Below are 18,515 nucleotides of genomic sequence, written 5' to 3'. Positions count from 1 at the left end.
CTGTGCGATATGAACTTGCTTGGACACAGGCCGCGTGCCGGCGCCGCGGCCTACCCCTTGGTCCTGGACTGGCCCAACGCGAACCCCTCGCGTGGGCCACCCCCTGCACGCACCCTTCGCGTCGTCTGGGCTTGGGTTCCACGCCAAAGGCCAGGGCGATTCGTTGCGAAGAGGATCATCCACGATCTCGCGTGGTTTTCAAGCGAAATTTTCGATGCGTGCGCGGGGAATCGGCGTGGTGGTGAGGAAAAACCCTCAATCCTTGTGGGCGACTGTTCTCTATAGTGCCTTCCGGCGCGGCCGGGAACCTGAATCACCAATCAAAACCCAGATTGCGAGGGACACGCGTGGCAGATCGGCATTTCGACGTTGTGGTTATCGGGGGCGGGCCGGCGGGCTATGTCGGGGCGATTCGGGCGGCCCAACTGGGGTACAAGGTCGCGTGCGTGGAGCGCGCGAAACTCGGGGGCGTGTGCCTGAACTGGGGATGCATCCCGAGCAAGGCGCTGCTCTCCAACGCGGAACTCTTCGAGAAACTCACGAAGCGTGACTTCTGGGGGCTGAAGATCAACGGCGAGGTGTCGTTCGACTGGGACGCGGTGATCGGTCGAAGCCGGGACGTGGCGTCGAAGTTGAACAAGGGGATCGGGTTCCTCTTCAACAAGAACAAGATCACGCACATCCAGGGGAACGCGAAACTGCTTGGCGGGCGCGGGCCGGCGAACGGGAAGGAGATGCCCGGGCAGACGTGCCGCGTTGAGATCCAGGAGTGCGCGGTCAAGGAAGAGTTGACGAGCGCGCCGGCGACACCCGGGAAGAAGATCGAGACGATCACGTGTGACCATGTGATCGTGGCGACGGGCTCGGTGGCGCGGGACCTGCCGTTCGCGCGATTCGATGGCGACAAGGTCTGGGGCGCGCGCGAGGCGATGTTCAACAAGGCGATGCCCAAGCGGCTCATCGTGATCGGCGCGGGGGCGATCGGGATGGAGTTCGCGTACTTCTATCACTCGATGGGGTCGAAGGTGACGGTCGTCGAGATGCTCGACCGGATCCTGCCGATCGAGGACCGCGAGGTCGGCGACGCGATGGGCAAGCACTTCAAGAAGGCGGGGATGGACATCCGAACCGGCACAACGACGACGAGCGTCGAGAAAACAGGCTCGGGTGTGAAGGTCACGGTCGCGCCGGTCGTCAATGGCAAGCCCGATGAGAGCAAGAAGGAGACGCTCGAGGCCGACCGCGTGCTTGTCGCGATCGGCGTCAAGGGGCGGACCGATGGGTTGTGCGACGCGTCGCTCGGGCTCAAGATCGAGCGTGACCACATCGTGACGGACTTCAAGCCCGGCGTGACCAAAGACGAGGCGATTGACTATCGGTCGAACATTCCGGGCGTGTATGCGGTGGGCGACGTGATCGGGCCACCGTGGCTCGCGCACGTGGCGAGCGAGGAGGCGATCCTGTGCGTCGAGCGGCTCGCGTGGCGCGAGAAGAAACTCGATCACGAGCCGATCCCGATGGACTACTCGGTGATCCCGGGGTGCACGTATTGCCTGCCCCAGGTCGCGAGCGTCGGGGCCACGGAGCAGAAACTCATCGAGCAGGGCCTCAAGAAGGGGCAGGATTACGAGGTCGGGAAGTATCCCTTCATGTCGCACGGCAAGGCGATCGCGGCGGCCCATACCGAGGGGTTCGTGAAGATCATCCGCGGGCTGCCTCGGGGCGAGATCCTGGGGGCGCACATCATGGGCGACCAGGCGACGGAGTTGATTGCGGAGATGTCGCTGGCGCGGCGGCTGGAGGCGACGACCGAGGAACTCATCTGCACGGTGCACGCGCACCCGACGATGCACGAGGGGATCCACGAGGCGGCCTTGGCGTCGGAGGGGCGAGCGATCCATATGTAGGCCGGATTGGGACTTGAAACCCCAAACAGAATGTGTACTTTGGGCGATTTTCCCTTGCGGGGTCGCCCATTTTCATTGATACTGCGAGCGTCGGGCCGCGAATAGGGTGGGGTTCGGGATCCGACACATGCTATCGCTTGTTGTTTGCATTGATGGAGAACGCGTGATGAAGACTCGTGCCCTGGGAATCGGCGCTCTGTGCTTTGGGATGGTTTGCGGGCTGGCGGCGTCGGCATGGGCCGAGGAGCCGGCGAGCGAGTCGCGTCTCAACGAACTCTTGATCGAGAACGCGGCGATCAAGACGATGCGAGTTCGGCTCTCGCACGATCAGCAGGCGCAGCAGGGGATGATCACGCCTCGCGGCGAGTGTCCGCAGATCTCGACGTACACGAGCGCGAGTTTCTCGGGTGGGACGTACACGGCGCAGGGGGGCATGGGGGAGGGCGAGATCGCGGCCGTCTCGTACACGCTTCCGGCGAGCATGTTCCCTCTGAAGGTGACGCAGGTGGAGTGCATCTTCGCGCAGTTGGATGCCCAGGTGAACACGACGACGCAGTGGTCGGTGCTGTTCTGGGATGGGCTGCCGAGCACAGGGACGCTGGTGGCGTCGTTCAACTCGGTGGACGATCTTTTGCCACCGATCCAGATGGAGCCTGGGACGCAGGGTGTGAACGTGGTGGCGCAGGTCGATCCGGCGGACCCGGATCAGGTGTTCATCTTCCTGCCGCCGGGCGCGACGGAGCACACGTTCAGTGTGGGCTTCCGGATCGATCAGCACAACAACCAGACGGCGAACCCGTGCTTCACGGCGCCGCCCTCGGAGAGCAACGCCTTCCCGACCACCGACAACACGGTGATCGGGTGCGGCTCGGGATACGGGGCCCTCAACTTCCCCGCGGAGAACTGGCTCTTTGCGCTCAACTGTGGTGCGACCGGATGCCCGCCGAATGGTGGGTGGACGCGGTTCAGCGGATTGCAAGCGGACAGCACGTTCATCATTTGCCTGACGGGATGCCGCCCGCGTGGTGATTGGGTGATGCGGGCGACGTGGGACCCGACGAACTGTCCACCGGCGACTGGGGCGTGCTGCTTCGGGACGGCGGGGTGCTTCCTCGCCGATCAATCGACGTGCACAACATCGGGCGGATCGTGGAAGGGGCCTGGGTCGGTGTGCGGCACGAACACGGGGTCGGGATTCCCGGGCTGCACGGCACCCGTGAATCAACTCCCGACAGCGATCGCGGGGAATGATCAGACCGTGACCGACACGGACAACAGCGGCACGGAACTGGTCACGGTGGATGCGTCGGCGAGCACCGACCCTGATGGGTTCATCGCGACGTACACGTGGACGGAGGGTGCGCTCGTGCTGCAGGATGGGCCGGCGCTGTATCAGGGTGCGTTTGCGGTGGGGACGCACAACCTGACGCTGACCGTGACCGACAACCTCGGCGGGATGGACACGGACACGCTGACGATTGTGGTGAATCAGGGGGGGCCGGTGTGTGTGGCCGATGTGGACGATGGGACGGGAACGGGCACGCCGGATGGTGGGGTGACCATCGACGACTTGCTGTACTACCTGTCGATTTTCAACCAGGGACTGGTGAGCGCCGACGTGGACGACGGGTCGGGAACGGGCACGCCCGACGGCGGGGTCACGATCGACGATCTCTTGTACTACCTGGCGCGATTCAACGCGGGGTGCTAGAGCGACCGGCCGGGAATCGCGTGCGGTCGTTGTGTCGATCGACATCGTGATCGGGCGAGGTCTCGTCCTCGTGGCGCCCGGGCGTCTCTGCGTTCCGTGTTGATCGATCGACCGCGGGCTCGTCGATGGTCACGGTTCGGGAGGCCGAGGATTCCTCGGCGTTGGTGTCCGCGGCGGCGGGATCTCTGGAGACCTTTGTGGCGTTGGTCCGTCCCATGCCCCAGACGATGGAGACGACCGCGGGAAGCAGCATCAATCCGAGGAGCGAGGCGAGGCGCCAGGTGTGGAGTTCGCGTGCGACATCGGGACGGAGCGCGAAGCCCATCGCGGCCAGACCGATAGCGACGGACGCAAGCGCGACCAAGGCAATGCCAACCCGTCTTGCCCGACGCATCCAACTCGGCATGACACACATCCGACGACACGAGCGGCGAGTCGCACGCTCGGCCGACCAACTCCCCGAATCACCACGCGCCGGGCGACACAAACGCCCGATCGTGGTTCGGTGTAGGTTGGGGAGGTGAGAATACCGATTCGGGGGGGTCGAATCAAGGCGGTGATCCCGCAAGTTGGGTGGGCGTGGAAGTGTTCGGTCGCGGTTGGTGTTTGGCGGTGGATGGCGATATCGTCTGCGTCCCGTGAGTGAGTGTGCACCAACCTCGCGATCTGCTCGGGCCTGGAAGGGTGGGGGGTGGTGCGCGGCCATTGGTCTGGTGGTGACGATCACGGGGGCGAACTCGGCCTTGGCTCAGAATGGGGCCGGGGATTCGGGGGCGGGGGCGAACGGGCCTTCGTCGGCCCGGGCAGGAGTGGTCGAGGGCGCGAGCCCGTTTGAGGGTCGGCCTGTCCGGCGTGTGTCCCTGTTGGCGACCAAGGCGGGGGCGAGCGAGGAGCCGGCGTTTCCGCTGGAGGGCGCGCTCGATCGTCTGGCGCGGAACCAGTTGCGGCTGCGTGAGGGCCTGCCGTATTCCACGGCGGTCTCGGCGAGCGATGTCGGGCTTCTGACGCGGCTTGGGCCGTTCCGCACGATCGAGACGCGAGTGGTGCCGCTGGACGACGGGAGCGTCGAACTCCGGTACACGATGGTGTTGCAGCCGGTGATTCTGGATGTGGTGTGCGTGGGGAACAGCGTACTGACGGACACGGGGGTGCTGGAGGGTGTCGGCTCGCTCCGGGGCACGCCTGTGGATGGCACGCGCATCGAGCGCGCGTCGCGCGCGATCGAGAAGCGGTATCTTGACGAGGGGTATTTCAACGCGCAGGTGACGGCCGACATCCCTGCGCTCGAGCGCTCGGGGACGCTGGTCTTCCGCGTGCGCGAGGGGCAACGGACCAACGTGCGCACGGTGCGATTCCGGGGGAATGTCTCCTTCCTCGATCGCGAGTTGTTGCGTGAACTCAAGACCGTTGAGGGGTCGCTCCTGCGGCGTTCCACGCTCAACGAGACGAAACTCGACGAGGACGTGGGCACGATCCTTGAGTATTACCGTGATCGGGGTTATCTCGACGCCCGCGTCGATCGGAGCGTGCAACTCAGCCCCGACAATCGCGAGGCGATCGTGACGTTCGAGATCGACGAGGGCCCGGTGTTCACGCTTCGCGGGGTGAAGATCGAGACCGGGTCGGACGCGCCGCCGGTGATCAGCGATGCGCAGGCGATGGGCCTGATGTCGGTGAAGCCCGGCGACGTGTATGGGCAGCGGGCGGTGCGTGAGAGCGCCCAGAGAGTGGCCGAGGCGTATGGGAAGATGGGGTGGGTGGACGCGCAGATCAACGTCCGCGAGATTCGAGATTCGGACAGGCCCGTGGTGGATCTGCTGCTGCTTGTCCGCGAGGGGGGCCGGTTCCGGGCGGGCGTTGTCACGATTCAGGGGAATGACATCACGCAGGACTCGGTGATCCGCAAGGACGTCACGATCCAGCCGGATCGCCCGCTGGACATGTCGGCGGTGGAGGAATCGCGCCGACGGCTCGAGCGGTCTCGGCTCTTTGCGACGGACAATCCCAAGGACAGGCCGCGCCTGACGATCCAGCCCGAGACGGCAGACGAGCCCTGGTATCGCGATGTGCTCGTGGAGATCAAGGAGACGAACACGGGGAGCATCGCGTTCGGCGGGACGGTGGGATCGGACGGTGGTCTGGCCGCCCGGTTCAGCATCCAGCAGCGCAACTTCGACATTCTCGACTGGCCGAGTTCGTTCTCGGAGTACTTTGGCGGGCGCGGGTTCCGCGGCGGCGGGCAGACGTTTAGCGTCGAGGTCTCGCCGGGCGATCGCGTGCAGTCGTTCTCGATCTCGCTTGGCGAGCCGTCGCTCTTTGACTCGGATTATTCCGGGGGCATCTCTCTCTATGCTCGCCGGCGCGTGTACCGCGAGTACGACGACATTCGCTATGGGACCGAACTGAGCGTGGGTCGGCGATTCGGCTCGCGATGGAACGGGAGCGCGACGCTCGGCCTTCAGTCGGTCGCGCTGGACCAGATCGAGGCGAGCGCGCCGACCGATTACTTTGCCGTGGGCGACGAGACATTCCAGACGTCGCTCGGCGCCAGCATCACGCGCACGACGACCGACCGACCGATCCTCCCGACGCAGGGGACGAAGATCACGCTGGGCGTCGAGCAGATCGGTGCGCTGGGGGGTGATTTCACCTACAGCGCGTTCAACGCGAGTTACGGTCTGATCGTCCCGGTGAATGAGGACATCCTCGGCAACCGCAGCACGCTCGCGTTCAACATCGGTTCTCGATACATCCCGCAAAGCCCGGACGAGGTGCCGTTCTACTCGAGGTACTACCTGGGCGGTGAGTCGTTCCGCGGTTTCGGGGTGCGGGGCATCTCACCCCGGGGCGTACGCAACGACAACGGACTTCCGAGTTCAGACCCGATCGGAGGGACCTTCCAGTTCTCGGCGGGCGTCGAGTTCCAACAGCCCATCATCGCCGACCAGTTCCTTGTGGTTCTGTTCGCGGACACGGGGACGGTGAACAACGATGTCACGTTCGACAACTATCGCGCCTCGGTGGGGTTCGGGATCCGCCTGATCACGCCGCTCTCCCCTGTGCCGCTCGCGTTCGATTTCGGCTTTCCGATCCTGAAGGAGGAGGGCGATCGCGAGCGTCTCTTGACGTTCACGGTCGATGTTCCGTTCCGCTGAATCGCTATCATTGACCCATGGAGACGCCGCCCCCCTGCTCGCGGGCGGCACCAGGCGAGAGGCCTGGAGAATGCACCAGGAGATCATCATGACCCAGACTCGTTCGCTCTTCCGTTCGCCGACCGTTCTCGCCGTGGCGCTTGCGCTGGTGACGTTGGCGGGTGTTCAGATCCACAGCGCCTCGGCGACGAAACGTGAGGCATCGATCGCCCCGGCCGTCGTGGGTGTGGTGGACATGGAGAAACTCTTCGGGAATCTCAAGGAACTCAAGGACGAGAACGGAAAACTCGACGGCATCGCCAAGCAACGCAAGGCCGAGATTGAGACCAAGGAAGAGGCGCTCAAGGTGAAGGCGAAGCGCCTCACGGAACTCCCCAATGACCAGGTCGATCAGCATCGCCAACTCGAGCAGGAGTTGTACGAGGAGAACGAGCAGCTCAAGGTGAAGGTCGCGCTCTATCGGCGTCGGTCTGATGTTGAGAGCGGCGAGGTGATCCGCGAGTTGTACGAGAAGGTGAACGCGGAGATCGTGAAGTTCGCCCAGGCCGAAGGGTTTGACCTGATCATGATCGACACGTCAAAGATCAAGCTCCCTCCGAACCGCACCAACGGCGAGTACAACTCGATCATCAAGGACCGCTCGATGCTCTTTGTCTCGGAGCGGTTGGACATCACCGATGCGCTGACGACGCGCATGAACAACAACTATGCCGCGGGCAAGTGATCGGGAGGCCGACGCGGGACCATGCCTGCCCCAACGCCCGATTCGTGTCGTACACGCACGCCCCTGACGATCGAGAGGATCGTCGGGGCGCTGCGGTCGGCGGGGCTTCGCGTTGAGGTCGACGGCGCCTTGGACATGGTGGTCGAACGCTTCGACGCGGCCCACGAGGCCGGGGCCGGGGGCATCACGTTTGTCCGCTCGCCGAAGTTTCTGCAGGCGTGGCTCGAGGCGACGAGTGATGTGGCTGCGGCTGCGGCGATCGTGCCGAGTGATCTTGGAGCGAGTGTTCCGCGTGACAATCGGCGTGGTGTGGTGCTTGTGGACGATGTCGATCACGCGGCGTCGATTGTGCTGGGGCTGCTGATGCCGGCGTCGCCGCCGCGACGTGTCGGTGTGCACCCGAGCGCGAGCGTCGATCCCCTGGCGACGATCGACGAGGATGTGTCCATCGGTCCCTTCTGTGTCGTTGAGGCGGGTGCGCGCCTCGCGCGAGGCGTCACGCTTCGCGCCCACGCGTTTGTGGGCATGGACGCGTCGATCGGTGAGCAGACCACGCTGCACGTCGGGGCGAAGGTCATGGAGCGCTGTGAGGTCGGCGAGCGGTGCATCCTCCACGAAGGGTGTGTCGTGGGATCGCAGGGCTTCGGGTTCCGACCGACGAAGAAAGGGGCCGAGCGCCTCCCGCACATCGGCAACGTAGTCCTTGGGCACGACGTCGAGATCGGCGCGAACTCGTGCGTCGATCGTGCGAAGTTCGGGTCCACGACCATCGGCGACGGGACGAAGATCGACAATCTCACTCAGATTGCCCACAACTGCCGCATCGGGAGGCACTGCATCGTCTGTGGGAATGTCGGAATTGCCGGCTCGGCCGTCCTCGGCGATGGTTGCGTGATCGGCGGGCTCTCGGGCATCGCGGACAATATCGAGATCGGCGCCGGCGCAAAGATCGGCGCGCACTCGGGCGTCGCGGGTGATCTCGAAGCGGGCGGGACGTACATGGGCATTCCCGCGGGTCCGATCAAGGAGTGGCGGCGGAACTACATCGAGCTCGGTCGCCTCGCCGAGTCCCTTGCGGAGATCCGCAAACTCGTTCGCGGCAAGTCTCGCGATGGAAAATCCGATGGCGGTCCCGCATGATCGTGGCGCACCCTCGACGAACTCTTGCGAGGCCGACCGGGCGAATCGAGGGTGTCGGGCTGTTCTCGGGAAAGGCGTGCGCCATCACACTCGAGCCGTCGGCGACGCCCCGTGATGGGCCTGTGTCGCAAGGCCTGCGATTCCTGACCGTCATGGGCGAGATCGTGGCGAACGTGGCCCACCAGACTTCGGACGCGGCCCTCGCCCATATGCCGTTGGGTGTGCCCGCTCGCAACACGACCCTTGCCCGGGATCGCGCGGGCGTGACCACCGTGGAGCACGTGCTCGCGGCTCTTGCCGGGCTTGGCGTCACCGACGCGATCGTCCGTGTGGATGGTCCAGAGATCCCCATCCTCGACGGCTCGGCAGTCGCGTTCGTCGAGGCGATCCGTTGCGCGGGGCTGATTGACCTCTCTTTGGACGTTGGCTTTGGACAAGCGCTGCGTCTTGATCGAGAAGTGCGGGTTGAGGACGCGGCGAGCGGTGCCTCGATTGTTGCGACGCCCCACGGAACACCTTTGACGACCGGGCTGCACGCCTCCTATGAACTCGTCCTTCCGATCGCGGGAGTACCGACGACCTCGCTGGCTGTGTGGGAGGGCGATGCCGACGCGTTCGTCCGCGACGTCGCCCCGGCCCGGACGTTTAGTCTTGAGCCCGAGGCGCGGGCGCTGCAGTCACGAGGCCTGTTCACGCATGTCTCCCCCCGCGACCTGCTCGTGCTCGACTCGACCGGCACGCCGATCGACAACGCGCTGCGTTTCGACAACGAGCCTGCCCGGCACAAACTCCTGGACCTTGTGGGTGATCTTGCGCTCCTGGGTATGCCCCTTCTTGCACGCGTCGAGGCACGTCGGTCGGGGCACGCGCTGACGCACATCCTCGTGCGCGAGTTGCTGAAGACCGTCGGCGAGGTGTAGTTGTTACGACGATCGATCGTCGCCTTTGCGCGCGATCCGTTGCGCGTTGATCGTTGTTGCGCGCTCGTTCGCGTCGGTTCTCGTGCGCCCTCTTGTGTTTGCCGCGGCACGCGGTAGCGTGATGCTCCGCGGCATCGTGCCATGCCCGACAACGGTTTGTCGGAATCGGTGCGTGTGCCCGCGCGACACGAAAGGATTGACGCGATGAAGACACGGAACCCGGAACTGGCGTTGCTCGTGATGGTGGTGTCGTCGGTGTGGCTGTTGTTCCTCCCCGCGTGCACGGACACGGGGCGCGTGCTGGAACTGCGTGATCAGGCCGCCCACGTCCGGGAACAACTGGCCCAGGAGGGCACACAGATTCGCGGCGTGCTTGCCCAACTTCCCATCGACGATCCTGCTCGACCTGGTCTTGACGCGCAACTCAAGAGCGTGGACGATGCCGCCCAGACACTGTCGGCGGCGATCGAGCAGGTCGATCGGGCGCTGGGGAACGCCAACAATCCGACGGAAACGGAGGGGATGGTGGGCACCCTGACCGGAACGATTTCGAGCGTGCTGCCGACGCCGTGGCGAGTGCCTGTGGCGCTGGGTGCGGCGTTGGTCGCGGCGGTGCTCCGCGCGCGGCAACTCAAGGCGGGGCTGGCGTCGATCGCCAAGAGTCTTGAGGTCGCGATGCGTGACGACGAGCAACTCAAGACAAGCGTGAAGGCCAACGCCCAGACGCTACGCACGATCCAGACGCCGGTCGCCCAACAGATCGTGGACCAGGTTCAGGCCGGGTCGGTCGCGCTCAAGTTCCCGTGGTGATCAGGAGATTCCCGGCTCGGTTTCGAATCCGCTCGCTCGCCAACGCCGATGGATGATGTGGAAGGATGGCACGCATGCCCCGACTCACCTCGAAGACAACCTCCCCCACCGCCATCGGGCGTAGGCGATGCGCACGCGACGCGTTCACGCTCATCGAACTCCTCGTCGTCATCGCGATTCTTGCGTTGCTCATCGGGCTGTTGCTTCCGGCGTTTGCGAAGGCGAAGGAGGCGGCGAGGCGAACCTCGTGCCTCGTGAACCTCCGCTCCATGGGACAGGGACTCCAGATGTACCTGCAGACCGAGTCCAAGGGATTGCTCCCCAAGGTTCGCCCGCTCAACGAGGGGTCCAACACCAACGACCCGTCGCTGCTCGACGTGATGGAAAAGTACATCGATGCGCCCAAGCCCGTGCAGGCGACCGGCATGGGGGATTGGACGACGTTTGCGCCGTATCGCTGCCCGAGCGATCTCTTCTCCCACGATTCCGCGACGAGTTTCAAGCCGTTGTGGCAATCGAGCGGGACCAGTTACGAGTATTTCCCGGGGATCATCATGATCGCGGCGGAACTCTTCACGGTGCCCAATGTGCAGCACGGCGTGACCCGGGCGTTCGAGGCGCAGCCGCGGCTGCCGATTGTGTTTGATGCCGACGACTGGCACAACCCGCGATTCAAGGACATGGGGACGGGCGGCGACACGCAGAGCCGGTGGAACCGCAACGCGCTCTACTTCGGCGACGGGAGCGCGGCCCAGGCGCTCTTCATCACCGACGACGAGCGGACTCGACTCATTGAGGATGTCGTGCGATTCGGCGGATTGGAGACCGTGCCGCCGCTGCCGGGTGGCTCGATGCGAGCGAGAGGAGACGGGCGATGAGCGTTCACTCGAATGACGGCAATGGGGCCTCTGGTTCTCGTGCCGGGAGCATTCTCGACGGGCTTGGTGACGCGCCGGTTTCCATGCCGGCGAAGCGCCCTCGAGAATCGGCGGGGGCGACGCTGGCGCGATGGTGGGGCTCGATGTCGCCCACGCGACGGAAGAATGTGGCGCGGGCCGGTGGCGTGCTCGCCTTGCTCACGCTCGCGGGGGGCGGCGTGTGGGCGTATATCGAGTTGCGCCCGCGGCCCACGCCCGACTATCTCGACGACGAACTGGCCGGGGTGCTGGACTACACGCTGCTCTCCAACGAGTTCAACAACCTGCCGCTGCGCGAGCGGCTGGACCTTCTCTCCAAACTCATCTCGCGCCTCAAGGGGCTTTCGTCGAACGACTCGGTAATGATGGCGGCGTTCGTGGCGGGACTGAAGGGCCAGGCTCGCACGCAACTTGAAGAGAACGTCTCGCGGCTCGTCGTGGACGCGTGGGACGACAAGGCCAAGGACTATGGCAAGGTTCCCGAGGAGGACCGCGCGAAGTTCCTCGAGAACGCGTACGTCGACTTTGAGAAGATGCTTGAGGCGCTGGGCGGGCGCGTCCGCGACACGCCCGACGAGAAGCGCCTCGAACGCGCTCGTCGCCAGGCCCAGCGCGACCGCGAGCAGATGCGCGACCCGAGCGCCCGGCCCGACGGCGAGACGCTCGGGCGGCTCTTCGAGTTCATGGACCGGAAGGTCGGCGGGAGCGCCTCGCCCCAGCAGCGATATCGGGGCGCGCAGATGGTCCGCGACATGTCGCGCCACTTCCGGGGCGAGGACATCGAGACGGGCAAGCCCGCGCCGACGCCGGCGCCAGCCACACCGACTACGCCAAAGGATGGCGAGACCGGCGGTTCGTAGTTCGTGTTAATCCGCTGTGCTGGCGTTCGAATCGAACTGACGCACGTCGCGCCAGTCGACGGTGTCCCACGTCGTGCCACACTCCGGGCAGCGGACGCCAGTGCCGACGCGGGGCACGCCCGCGAGGGTGTAGGCGCACTTGGGGCATTGTCCGCGACGGAGTCGCCGGCGCCTTGGGCTGATGGCCGCTGGAATCCATGTGAGGGATATGGGGAAGAGTGTGAGGGTTGAAAGCGAAATGACGTTGTGGAGAATGCCGCCGGCGTCGAGATCAAGCGATGTGTGCACGCGTGTGTGCTGTTTGATGTCTTCGGTTGTTGTCGCGCCATCTGCTACAGCTAGTGCGTGGTAGATTCTGCTTTGAGTTTTTTCGGAGATCGGCTCCATGCCTCCATCGAGCGAAACGACCACTATCGAGTTCTGTCTCCCCCACACACACCATGCGATGCGGGGTTGTGTCTGAGTCCACACATGAAAGCCACGACCCCACGGTGGATCAATCGCTCCGAGAAACAAGTCTGCAGAGTCATCAGAGCGTGCGACGACTTCTGACCGAACGTCATCTGCTATGACGTAAAGTGGATCAACATTGATCCTCACAGAACCCTCAAGACCAAAGAACCTTCTAGGGAATGAGGTCTGATTCGAAACACTGATCAGCCAGAGTGTGTCTGCGATCAGGAGCCCGAACAGAAGAAGCGCTACTGAAGGGCGCGCCAATACTGATACAAACGTCCGAGATGCTCCTCGGAGTCGATTTGTTGACTTCGTTTTCACTGTGCCGTTGGATGTTGTGCCCGACTCCATCGCCATCGCCCCACTCGTACACTCGGTCATGTCCGATCCGGCCGATCCACAATCTCATGCCGCGGCGCCGCTGTCGATCGACGAGGTTCGCAAGGTCGCGCGGCTTGCGCGGCTCGAACTCACAGACGCCGACGCCGAACGATACGGGCGGGATCTGGCATCGGTTCTGGCGCTGATGGCGCGTTTGCAGCGGCTCGATCTGTCGGGCGTGGAGCCGCTGACGCATGTCGCGGGTGAGGACGCCCGCACGCGGGAAGATGATGCCGCGGCCCCGCCGGGTTTGCTTCTTGATTCGGCCGCGCTCTCGAAGATCGCCCCGGCGATGCACGACGCGTTCCTCAAGGTCCCCAAGGTGCTTGGCGGCGGCGAGGGTGGTGGCGCGTGAACGTGTTCGATCTTGCTGAGCGCGTGCGGCGGGGCGAGACCACGGCGAGGGCCGAGGCCGAGGGGGCTCTTGCGCGCCTCGCGCACGTCGAGCCGAAGATCCGGGCGACGACACAGACGCTCGCGAAGGAAGCATTCCGGATCGCCGACGAGGTCGACGCGCGACTCCGGCGTGGCGAGTCGATGCCGCTCGCGGGTGTGCCGATCGCGATCAAGGACAACATCTGCACGGCGATCGGCAGGACGACGTGTGCGAGCCGCATGCTCGAGGAGTATCGCTCGCCGTTTGACGCGACGGTGGTGACGCGTTTGCTTCGTGCGGGGTGCGTCCCGATCTGTAAGAGCAATCTCGACGAGTTCGCGATGGGATCCTCGACGGAGCACTCGGCGTTCCACGCGACGCGGAATCCGTGGGACGTGTCGCGCGTGCCGGGTGGGTCGTCGGGTGGGTCGGCGGCGCTCGTCGCGGCGGGCGTGGTGCCCGTCGCGCTGGGGAGCGACACGGGCGGCTCGATCCGCCAGCCCGCGTCGATGTGCGGCGTTGTCGGATTCAAGCCGACGTATGGGCGTGTGAGCCGATTCGGGCTGGTCGCGTTCGCGAGCAGTCTCGATCAGATCGGGCCGATCACGAAGGACGTGCGCGATGCGGCGCTTGTGCTCGAGGCGATAGCCGGCGGAGATGAGAACGACTCAACGTGTTCCACGCGCGAGGTTGAGAGATTTGCAGAGGTGGTGCGCGGCTCGAACGAGACGGCTTCGACTTGGACGATTGGTGTGCCGCGCGAAGCGCGGTCGGGCGCGAACCACCCCGAGGTGGCACGGGTCTTCGACGAGACCGTCGCGCGGCTTCGCGATGCGGGCGCGACCATCGTCGATGTGAACCTCCCGATGACCGACGCGGGGATCGCGGCGTACTACATCGTGTGCTGTGCCGAGGCGAGTTCGAACCTGGCGCGATACGACGGCATCCGATTCGGCATGCGGGCCGAGATCCGCGAGGGCGAGGGCCTCGACACGCTCTATGCGCGGTCGCGGAGCGAGGGGCTGGGCGACGAGGTGAAACGCCGCATCATGCTCGGGACTCATGTTCTGAGTTCGGGGTACTACGACGCGTACTACGCGACGGCACTGAAGGCCCGGCGGAAGATCATGGAGGATTTCAATGCCGCGTTTGCCCGCGGGTGTGACTGCTTGATCATGCCCACGGCCCCGACGCCCGCGTTCAGACTCGGGGAAAAGACGACCGACCCGGTGACGCTGTATCTTGAGGATGTGTACACGGTCGGCGTGAATCTCGCGGGACTGCCGGCGATCGGTGTACCGGCGGGGTTGGCGGATGTGGGCGGCACGCGACTTCCTGTTGGTGTGCAACTCGTGGGGCCGGTGTTCGAGGATGCACGCGTGCTGCGGTGTGCGGCGATGGTGGAGCGGCTTGTGCCGGGTGTTGGTCGGGCGCCGATCCACGCGGCACTTGGCGCATGATCCCGGTCTGGGACGACGAGACGCCTTATTTCAGCAGCGTGAACATGGTGATGACGATGCCGAGTGTGGTGGCGTTGTGGAGGGCGTGGGCGACGACGGGTCCGATGATCGAGCCTCGCCACTCGCGTATGAAGGAGAAGATGAGTCCGATGCTGATGACGGGGGCGAGGGCGAAGAAGGCGTAGCCGTGCATCACGCCGAAGAGGAACGCGGTGAGGAAGGCGGCGCCAACCATGCCGAGGCGCCCTCGGAAATGGCGGAAGACGCCGCCTCGGAAGATGGTTTCCTCGACGATGGGCGCCCAGACGGTGGCGAGGACGAAGAGGAGGACGAGTTCGAGTGGGCCGCCGGCACCGATGAGGTCGGCGATCTTGTTGGCGCCGGCCCCTTCGGGGAGAAACTGCTGGACGATGAGCGTGAGAATGAGCGTCACGATGAGGGCACCGGCGAGGAGTGGGAGTCCGGCGAGATAGCCGAAGAGTCCCATGACGATCTCGCGGGCCACTCCTTCGCCCGTGTGCCAGCCGACCTGGGCGCGCCAGTCTTTGGCGTGCACGCCGCGGGCGAGGGGCCAGAAAATCGTGAGGAGGACGCCCCACTGGAGCACGAGGCTGAGGACGGCAGCGCTCGACGGTCCCATGAACTTCGCCGCGATCGACGAGATGGCGAGCATGCCCAGGAAGGACATGAGGAAGACGACGAAGGTTTCGAGGTAGATCCCGCCGCCGGGTTGGGGCGGGGCGAATCGGAAGGAGCGCTCGGCCTTGCTCCAGTTGATGATGACATACAGGAAGCAGACGAGCGAGGCGAGGGCGATGAGGAGCAGGAACAGGCCGACGGCGATGAAGAAGATGATGATCGGTGTGCCGCCTGTCGTGAGTGATTGTCTCACAGAGTCAGATTTGGGGAGGGGTTGGATCGCGGCGAGTTCGCCGAAGTAGCCGTGTCGGTCTTTCAGGCCCTCTGCTTGCTCGGGGGTGAGTGCTTTGCCATTGAGTGCGGCCTCGACGAGGTCGGCGTCCTCGAGCACCTGGGTGTCCTCGGACTCGCGGGCGAGTTCGAGGTATTGGTCGGGAGAGTCGCCGAACTGATTGGCGACGGCGGCAAGTCGCAGGGCGTCCACCGGCGCGAGAGCGCCCTTGTTCTTTTCCTTGGCCGCCTTCTCGAGGTCGGCGATGCTCCCGGCCATGGACCCAAAGTCGCCGTGCATCTTCACGACGAGTTTCGCGGTGAGTTCGAACTGGATGTCCGGCGGCGCGATCTCCTCAGTGGCGCCTGGGGCCGGCGGCGGGGGCGAGATGAAGTTTGGCGCCTGCTGGATCCCGAAGATCGTGAGGACGAGCACGGCCGCGACGGTCCAGAGGACTGGGAGCGGCAGGAGCGAGCGACGATCGGGCACATCGCGTTCTCGGCGGATTGGCGGATTGCCGCCGGGCATGCCCATCGGGCCTGGAATAGTCGGCGGCGTGACCTGATAGGGGTTCTGTGTTTGGTTTTGGTCCGGGTTGGCGTTGGGGTCGGGCGGGAGCATTTGTGGAGAGCGTATCGGCGTTTTGGGGTGGATCGGCGGCGGCGGCTGGAAGGAAAGTCTTCACCCTGCTAATGTCTGCCCCCACACTGGATGGTGTGGCCGGGCTTTTCGGGTCCGGATGAGAACGCCAAGTTTGCCCTGGATCGCCCTTTGGATGGGGCTTCCCAAGGCCCGCCCCGCCCGGTAGGCGGCGATGCAAGACCATCTCGTGTCGTCGGCGTGGCTGTCCACCCGAATCGGCACGCGAGTCGTCGGAGGTGTGTGATGAAGAACGCGGAGGCCCTGGGCCGGCAGACCTATCTCGCCAAGCCCGGGCAGGTGAAGAAGTCGTGGCGTCACATCGATGCCGAGGGCGTGCCCCTGGGTCGTCTGGCGAGCGAGGTGGCGCTGGTCCTCATGGGCAAGCATCGCCCCGAGTACACGCCCCACGTGGACACGGGCGAGCCCGTGATCGTGACGAACGCGAAGAAGGTCGCGCTGACGGGGCGCAAGGCCGAGCACCGCCTGAAGATGCGGTACACGAGCCACCCGGGCGGCCTCAAGACCGAGACGTATGGGCAGGTGCGTGATCGCAAGCCCGAACTGCTCATCGAGGACGCGGTGCGGCGCATGCTCCCGAAGAACCGCCTGAGCCGCGTGATGATGAAGAACCTGCATGTCTATGGCGAGAGCGAGCACCCGCACTCGGACAAGGCTCCGGCGGTGATGAAGGTCGCGAACGCGTAACGAACTGACCCATACACGAGAAATCGGAAGACACGATGAGCACGATGAACCTTGGAAACTTTGGAGTCCCCTCCCCCGCGACGCCGGCGGTCGAGGGTGTGAAGCCGCCCCGTATGGCCAAGCCCGCGGACAAGAAGGGCTGGTGGTGGGGCACGGGTCGGCGCAAGACGGCCGTCGCCCGCGTCCGCCTGAAGCCCGCCAGCGGGTCGGAGGTCGGGGTGCAGGTGATCGGGAACGACCCGAAGAAGACCCGCACGGTCGAGCAGTACTTCTCGGAGGACCGCGACCGCCGGGAGGCGATGCTGCCCCTGATCGCGACGAACATGGTCGGGAAGTTCCAGGTCGTGGCGAAGTGCCACGGCGGGGGCTTCATGGGCCAGGCGGGGGCGATGAAACTCGGGCTGGCGCGGGCCCTGCTGGATTATGATCCCACGACCGAGCCGATTTTGCGCGAGCAGGGGATGCTGACGCGTGACTCGCGAGCCGTGGAGCGGAAGAAGTATGGTCAGGCCGGCGCCCGTCGCCGCTTCCAGTTCTCGAAGCGTTGATCGCGTGTCGGACACCACCGACCGCCCTGCGGTCGATCCATCCTCGTTTTCCAACCCAACGCCCGCGGAGCGACTCCGCCGGGCGTTTTCTTCGCGCGCGGCATTCCTGGAAGCCTTGCGATGGGAACGCCTGCGCCTGTGGCTCGGGGCGATGGTTGCGGGCGCGCTGCTCATGGCTGGGATCATCGGGATCGTCGGGTGGAACCTCATCCGTCAGACGCCGTCGTGGTGGCGGGCGAGTGTCGTCGCGGACCCCGCGGCGGCCGAGGCCGTGGAACATGGCATCGTCTCACAACTCTCGATGATCCGTCCGACGGACCCCTCGCTTCCGGCGGATTCGGCGATGTGGCGCAGTGAGATCTGGCGCGTGTCGCTCCAGGAGGCCGACGCGAACTCGTGGCTCGGATCGCGGCTGAAAATGTGGATGGGCAATCAGGACGTCCGCTGGCCCAAGGATGTCGTGTCGATCCAGACAGATTTCGCGGCGGGCGTGATCCGCGTCGGTGTCAACCTCACGATCGAGGGGCGACAGCAGGTCGTCTGGGCGGAGGTCGAGCCGGTCGTCGACGAGAACGGCTCGTTGTGGATGCCGGCACGGCGGATCGAGATCGGGAACATGCCGCTCCCGCCGAAGGTGATTATCTCCTGGCTTCGAAAGGGGTCGGACTCGCCGCTGGGGGCGCAGATCTCGTCGCTACCGGAGTCTCGGGCGCTCTTTGATGCGCTCCTGGGGGAACGGCCGCTGGTCGCGGACGCGTACATCCGGCTCGATGGCGGGCGGCGGGTTCGGGTGCTGAAGATGTCGCCGGTGGATGGGCGGTTGGAACTCACGTGCCGGACGGAACGGCCTGAGAGCGTGAAGCCCGAGGGCGCTCGGTGAGACGATCGCCGGT

General features: G+C 65.1%; 17 protein-coding genes. 14 read left to right on the top strand and 3 right to left on the bottom strand.

Going from position 1 to position 18,515, the window contains the following annotated elements:
- Window positions 1-347: 347 nt before the first annotated feature.
- Window positions 348-1,907 carry a dihydrolipoyl dehydrogenase gene (gene lpdA / locus IPK69_07920; GenBank protein QQS07936.1) on the top strand — a complete coding sequence of 520 codons (1,560 nt, stop codon included), beginning with the start codon at window positions 348-350 and terminating at the stop codon, window positions 1,905-1,907.
- 166 nt (window positions 1,908-2,073) lie between these two features.
- On the top strand, window positions 2,074-3,618 hold the full coding sequence (locus IPK69_07915; protein ID QQS07935.1) for a PKD domain-containing protein: 1,545 nt from the start codon (window positions 2,074-2,076) through the stop codon (window positions 3,616-3,618).
- Here IPK69_07915 and IPK69_07910 read toward each other — a convergent pair.
- Window positions 3,602-4,024, bottom strand: coding sequence for a hypothetical protein (locus IPK69_07910; GenBank protein QQS07934.1), 423 nt, complete (start codon window positions 4,022-4,024; stop codon window positions 3,602-3,604). The two genes, IPK69_07915 and IPK69_07910, sit on opposite strands and share 17 nt — an antisense overlap.
- 310 nt (window positions 4,025-4,334) lie before the next feature.
- On the opposite strand from IPK69_07910, the gene bamA reads away from it, so the two are divergent.
- From bamA to IPK69_07875, 7 genes are all read left to right on the top strand, one after another.
- On the top strand, window positions 4,335-6,773 hold the full coding sequence (gene bamA, locus IPK69_07905) for an outer membrane protein assembly factor BamA (protein QQS07933.1): 2,439 nt from the start codon (window positions 4,335-4,337) through the stop codon (window positions 6,771-6,773).
- A gap of 88 nt (window positions 6,774-6,861) precedes the next feature.
- The gene (locus tag IPK69_07900; GenBank protein QQS07932.1) at window positions 6,862-7,497 is read left to right on the top strand and encodes an OmpH family outer membrane protein; all 636 of its coding nucleotides are present in this window, start codon (window positions 6,862-6,864) and stop codon (window positions 7,495-7,497) included.
- Window positions 7,498-7,518: 21 nt separating this feature from the next.
- Window positions 7,519-8,637, top strand: a complete 1,119-nt coding sequence (gene lpxD / locus IPK69_07895; protein ID QQS07931.1) for a UDP-3-O-(3-hydroxymyristoyl)glucosamine N-acyltransferase — start codon at window positions 7,519-7,521, stop codon at window positions 8,635-8,637.
- Window positions 8,634-9,557, top strand: coding sequence for a UDP-3-O-acyl-N-acetylglucosamine deacetylase (locus tag IPK69_07890; protein QQS07930.1), 924 nt, complete (start codon window positions 8,634-8,636; stop codon window positions 9,555-9,557). Before lpxD ends, IPK69_07890 begins: the two co-directional genes overlap by 4 nt.
- Before the next feature lie 204 nt (window positions 9,558-9,761).
- On the top strand, window positions 9,762-10,367 hold the full coding sequence (locus IPK69_07885; protein ID QQS07929.1) for a hypothetical protein: 606 nt from the start codon (window positions 9,762-9,764) through the stop codon (window positions 10,365-10,367).
- A gap of 74 nt (window positions 10,368-10,441) precedes the next feature.
- Window positions 10,442-11,245 carry a prepilin-type N-terminal cleavage/methylation domain-containing protein gene (locus IPK69_07880; GenBank protein ID QQS07928.1) on the top strand — a complete coding sequence of 268 codons (804 nt, stop codon included), beginning with the start codon at window positions 10,442-10,444 and terminating at the stop codon, window positions 11,243-11,245.
- Window positions 11,242-12,144 carry a hypothetical protein gene (locus tag IPK69_07875; protein QQS07927.1) on the top strand — a complete coding sequence of 301 codons (903 nt, stop codon included), beginning with the start codon at window positions 11,242-11,244 and terminating at the stop codon, window positions 12,142-12,144. The genes IPK69_07880 and IPK69_07875 overlap by 4 nt, the downstream gene beginning before the upstream one ends.
- A 6-nt stretch (window positions 12,145-12,150) precedes the next feature.
- Here IPK69_07875 and IPK69_07870 read toward each other — a convergent pair whose 3' ends face one another.
- A complete protein-coding gene (locus IPK69_07870) occupies window positions 12,151-12,432 on the bottom strand; it encodes a hypothetical protein (GenBank protein ID QQS07926.1) in 282 nt (93 codons plus the stop codon).
- Between the two features lie 547 nt (window positions 12,433-12,979).
- Here IPK69_07870 and gatC point away from each other — a divergent pair.
- Both gatC and gatA read left to right on the top strand, forming a co-directional pair.
- Complete coding sequence (gatC, locus tag IPK69_07865) at window positions 12,980-13,336, top strand: Asp-tRNA(Asn)/Glu-tRNA(Gln) amidotransferase subunit GatC (GenBank protein QQS07925.1); 357 nt, start codon at window positions 12,980-12,982, stop codon at window positions 13,334-13,336.
- Window positions 13,333-14,817, top strand: coding sequence for an Asp-tRNA(Asn)/Glu-tRNA(Gln) amidotransferase subunit GatA (gene gatA / locus IPK69_07860; protein ID QQS07924.1), 1,485 nt, complete (start codon window positions 13,333-13,335; stop codon window positions 14,815-14,817). The genes gatC and gatA overlap by 4 nt, the downstream gene beginning before the upstream one ends.
- Before the next feature lie 25 nt (window positions 14,818-14,842).
- Here the strand turns inward: gatA and IPK69_07855 are convergent, their stop codons facing one another.
- The gene (locus IPK69_07855; protein ID QQS07923.1) at window positions 14,843-16,348 is read right to left on the bottom strand and encodes a CPBP family intramembrane metalloprotease; all 1,506 of its coding nucleotides are present in this window, start codon (window positions 16,346-16,348) and stop codon (window positions 14,843-14,845) included.
- A gap of 264 nt (window positions 16,349-16,612) precedes the next feature.
- On the opposite strand from IPK69_07855, the gene rplM reads away from it, so the two are divergent.
- From rplM to IPK69_07840, 3 genes are all read left to right on the top strand, one after another.
- Window positions 16,613-17,074: a 50S ribosomal protein L13 gene (rplM, locus tag IPK69_07850; GenBank protein ID QQS07922.1), complete on the top strand. Its 462-nt coding sequence runs from the start codon at window positions 16,613-16,615 to the stop codon at window positions 17,072-17,074.
- Between the two features lie 113 nt (window positions 17,075-17,187).
- On the top strand, window positions 17,188-17,622 hold the full coding sequence (gene rpsI, locus IPK69_07845; GenBank protein QQS10446.1) for a 30S ribosomal protein S9: 435 nt from the start codon (window positions 17,188-17,190) through the stop codon (window positions 17,620-17,622).
- A gap of 4 nt (window positions 17,623-17,626) precedes the next feature.
- Window positions 17,627-18,502 (top strand): hypothetical protein, encoded by an 876-nt coding sequence (locus IPK69_07840; GenBank protein ID QQS07921.1) that lies wholly within the window; start codon window positions 17,627-17,629, stop codon window positions 18,500-18,502.
- Window positions 18,503-18,515: the final 13 nt, after the last annotated feature.

Source organism: Phycisphaerales bacterium (assembly GCA_016699835.1).
Taxonomy (GTDB): Bacteria; Planctomycetota; Phycisphaerae; order Phycisphaerales; family UBA1924.
Note: the sequence above shows the minus strand (reverse complement) of the source record. Positions and strands in the feature narration are given on the sequence as shown.

Coding starts and splice junctions, on each gene's coding strand:
- IPK69_07855 (QQS07923.1), bottom strand. CDS start 16,348: ATGCTCCCGCCCGACCCCAACGCCAACCCGGACCAAAACCAAACACAG.
- IPK69_07885 (QQS07929.1), top strand. CDS start 9,762: ATGAAGACACGGAACCCGGAACTGGCGTTGCTCGTGATGGTGGTGTCG.
- IPK69_07910 (QQS07934.1), bottom strand. CDS start 4,024: ATGCCGAGTTGGATGCGTCGGGCAAGACGGGTTGGCATTGCCTTGGTC.
- lpxD (QQS07931.1), top strand. CDS start 7,519: ATGCCTGCCCCAACGCCCGATTCGTGTCGTACACGCACGCCCCTGACG.
- IPK69_07890 (QQS07930.1), top strand. CDS start 8,634: ATGATCGTGGCGCACCCTCGACGAACTCTTGCGAGGCCGACCGGGCGA.
- rplM (QQS07922.1), top strand. CDS start 16,613: ATGAAGAACGCGGAGGCCCTGGGCCGGCAGACCTATCTCGCCAAGCCC.
- gatC (QQS07925.1), top strand. CDS start 12,980: ATGTCCGATCCGGCCGATCCACAATCTCATGCCGCGGCGCCGCTGTCG.
- IPK69_07875 (QQS07927.1), top strand. CDS start 11,242: ATGAGCGTTCACTCGAATGACGGCAATGGGGCCTCTGGTTCTCGTGCC.
- IPK69_07900 (QQS07932.1), top strand. CDS start 6,862: ATGACCCAGACTCGTTCGCTCTTCCGTTCGCCGACCGTTCTCGCCGTG.
- IPK69_07915 (QQS07935.1), top strand. CDS start 2,074: ATGAAGACTCGTGCCCTGGGAATCGGCGCTCTGTGCTTTGGGATGGTT.
- rpsI (QQS10446.1), top strand. CDS start 17,188: ATGGCCAAGCCCGCGGACAAGAAGGGCTGGTGGTGGGGCACGGGTCGG.
- IPK69_07880 (QQS07928.1), top strand. CDS start 10,442: ATGCCCCGACTCACCTCGAAGACAACCTCCCCCACCGCCATCGGGCGT.